Source organism: Streptomyces sp. MB09-02B (assembly GCF_033794485.1).
In the GTDB taxonomy this organism is placed as follows: Bacteria; Actinomycetota; Actinomycetes; order Streptomycetales; family Streptomycetaceae; genus Streptomyces.
The window spans coordinates 1-2,580 of record NZ_JARGEE010000723.1 but is presented as its reverse complement, the minus strand read 5'-3'; the positions used below and the strand labels follow the sequence as shown (position 1 = coordinate 2,580).

At 74.6% G+C, this 2,580-nt stretch carries 2 pseudogenes; one reads left to right on the top strand and one right to left on the bottom strand.

The annotated features are described in order from the left end of the window. Nucleotides 1-60, top strand: a pseudogene (locus P1P70_RS45955) (hypothetical protein); the annotation flags it as partial. A gap of 20 nt (nucleotides 61-80) precedes the next feature. Here P1P70_RS45955 and P1P70_RS43325 read toward each other — a convergent pair. After that, a pseudogene (locus tag P1P70_RS43325) lies at nucleotides 81-2,513 on the bottom strand (acyltransferase domain-containing protein); the annotation flags it as partial. Nucleotides 2,514-2,580: the final 67 nt, after the last annotated feature.

Genomic DNA, 2,580 nt, shown 5'->3' with positions numbered 1-2,580 from the left:
CGGGGTTCGGCCGTCAACCAGGACGGGGCGTCCAACGGACTCACCGCGCCCAACGGGCCCGCCCAGCAACGAGTGATCCGTGACGCGCTGGCGAACGCCTTGCACCGCCCGTCCCCCGCCAGCCCGCCCTGCCGCGCGAACTCCGCGAACAGACCGGGGGTGGCCATCACCGCCACCCCTGCCGCGAGCGCCATCGAGCACTCCCCGCGCCGCAGCGACTCGGCGGCGAGGTGGAGGGCGACCAGCGAGGACGAGCAGGCCGTGTCCACGGTGACGGCCGGGCCCTCGCACCCGAAGACGTAGGACAGGCGGCCGGAGAGCACACCGGCCGTGTTCCCGGTCAGCAGATGGCCGCGCAGGTCGTCGGGGGCGTCGTGGAGCCGTGGACCGTACTCCTGGGACATGGCACCGACGTAGACACCGGTCCGGGTGGAGCGCAGGGACGACGGGGCGATGCCCGCCCGCTCGACCGCCTCCCACGCCGTCTCCAGGAGCAGCCGCTGCTGTGGGTCCATCGCCAGGGCCTCACGCGGCGCGATGCCGAAGAGGTCGGCGTCGAAGTCGGCGGCGTCCTCCAGGAAACCGCCCCGGTGGCCCTCGTCGTCCCAGCCTCGTTCGGCCGGCGGCCCGGAGATCGCGTCGATCCCCTCCAGCACGGCCCGCCACAGCCCCTCGGGGTCCCGGATACCACCGGGCAGCCGGCACGCCATGCCGACGATCGCGATCGGCTCGACGGCGGCGGACACTCCCGCGGACGCGGACGCGGACCCGCCACTGCCACCACCGGCCTGGGCTCGGGCCTCGGCCGAGAGATGCCGGGCGACCGCCGTGGGCGTGGGGTGGTCGAACAGCAGGGTGGTGGGCAGCCGTCGGCCGGTCGCGGCGTTCAGCCGGACGCGCAGTTCCAGGGCGAGATGGGAGTCGAAGCCGAGATCCTTGAAGGTCAGCCCCGGGTCGACCTCCGCCGCGGCGTCATGCCCCAGGACGGCGGCCGCCTCGGCGCGCACGAGATCGAGCGCGTCACGGCCGTCGGACACGTCGCGGACGTCGGTCACGTCACTCACGTCACGGACAACGGTCACGTCAGCCACGCCCGTTGTGCCCCTCGTGCCCGGCACGCCCGTCGTGCCCGGCACGCCGTCCCGGGCCAGCCAGTACCCGCGCCGCTGGAAGGGGTACGTCGGCAGCGGGAGGGGCGGACCGGGACGGTGTCCGGCGAGGGCGGCCGTCCAGTCCACGCGCGTCCCCGTGACGAAGGCCTGGGCCAGCCCGGCGGCGAACTGCGCGGGGTCGCCGTGGTGGCGGCGCAGCGTGGGGACGACGACCGGGACGGCGCCGCCGGCGTGCTCGACGGTCGCGGCCACCGAGGCGGTGAGGAGCGGGTGGGGGCTGATCTCGATGAACGTGCGGTGACCGGACTCGGCCAGCGCGGTGACGGCGGCGGCGAAGGCGACCGGCTCACGCAGGTTCCGGTACCAGTAGGCACCGTCCAGCCGGGGCCCGTCCTCACCGAGGACCACCTGTCCCCGGTCGACGGTGGAGTGCAGGGGTATCCGGGCGGGCAGCGGGGTGATGTCGGCGAGGGCGCCGAGGAGGTCGGTACGGATGCCCTCGACGTAGGAGGAGTGGGAGGCGTAGTCCACGGCGACCCGGCGGGCACGGACGTCGTCGGCACGGCAGGAGACCAGCAGGTCCTCCAGCGCGTCGTCGGCTCCGGCCACCACGACCGCGTCGGGGCCGTTGACGGCGGCGAGTTCGACTTGCCCACCGAGCGCCGCGAGGCGGGCGAGGACGCGTTCCTCGGACTCCGGGACGGCCACCATGCCGCCCTGGCCGGAGAGTTGACGGGCAATCAGTTCTGCGCGGCGTACGGAGATCCGCGCACCGTCCGTGAGCGTGAGCACTCCGGCCACGCAGGCCGCGGCGACCTCGCCCTGGGAGTGCCCGACGACCGCGGCGGGCTCGACCCCGTACGCGCGCCACATCTCGGCGAGGCTGACCATGACGGCCCACAGGACGGGTTGGAGCACATCGACGCGGTCCAGGCCCGGTGCGCCGGGCGCTTCCCGTAGTACGTCGGTCGGGGACCAGTCGACGCAGGTGGCTAGGGCCTGCTCGCAGCGGGCCCAGGCGGCGGCGAACTCAGGTCGGCCGTCGAGGAGTTCCACGGCCATACCCGGCCACTGGGAGCCCTGGCCGGGGAACACGAAGACGGGGCCGGGCCCTGTGGTGGTCGGTTCCCGGCCCGGGGAGGTGACGACGGTGGGGAGCTTTCCGTTCGCCGCGAGTGCGGCGAGACCGCGAAGCCTGGCGAAGCGGTCGGAGCCGAACACCACCGCCCGGTGGGGAAAGAGGGTGCGAGTCGTCAGCATGGCGTGGCCGATGTCGGCGGGCGGCGCCTCGGGTACGGCCTCGAGGAGTCGCCGCGCCTGTTCGGCGAGCGCCTGGGGCGTGCGGGCGGACAGCACCCATGGCACCGGGGCCTCGCCGCGGCTGTCCGAGAGCCCAGCCACCTCCCGACCCTCCGCACCCGGGACGCCCTCCGCCTCCTGGCCCCCCGAATCCGGGACTCCCACAGCC